Annotated in this window: 1 protein-coding gene; it reads left to right on the plus strand. The window is 50.6% G+C overall.

All coding sequences use genetic code 11. The features are described 5' to 3' along the window. Positions 1-482 (plus strand): tail fiber assembly protein (locus tag HP556_RS00030; protein ID WP_175365463.1); only part of this gene is annotated, 482 nt, incomplete at its 5' end. Between the last annotated feature and the right edge of the window lie 2 nt (positions 483-484).

Here is a 484-nt window from a genome sequence, read left to right on the forward strand (position 1 = left end):
ATACCGGTCTGCCTGCAAACAGTACCGATATTGCACCGCCAGATATTCCGGCTGGCTTTGTGGCTGTTTTCAACAGTGATGAGGCATCGTGGCATCTCGTTGAAGACCATCGGGGTAAAACCGTCTATGACGTGGCTTCCGGCGACGCGTTATTTATTTCTGAACTCGGTCCGTTACCGGAAAATTTTACCTGGTTATCGCCGGGAGGGGAATATCAGAAGTGGAACGGCACAGCCTGGGTGAAGGATACGGAAGCAGAAAAACTGTTCCGGATCCGGGAGGCGGAAGAAACAAAAAAAAGCCTGATGCAGGTAGCCAGTGAGCATATTGCGCCGCTTCAGGATGCTGCAGATCTGGAAATTGCAACGAAGGAAGAAACCTCGTTGCTGGAAGCCTGGAAGAAGTATCGGGTGTTGCTGAACCGTGTTGATACATCAACTGCACCTGATATTGAGTGGCCTGCTGTCCCTGTTATGGAGTAATC

It is taken from the genome of Tardiphaga robiniae, assembly GCF_013359755.1.
GTDB lineage: Bacteria > Pseudomonadota > Alphaproteobacteria > Rhizobiales > Xanthobacteraceae > Tardiphaga > Tardiphaga robiniae.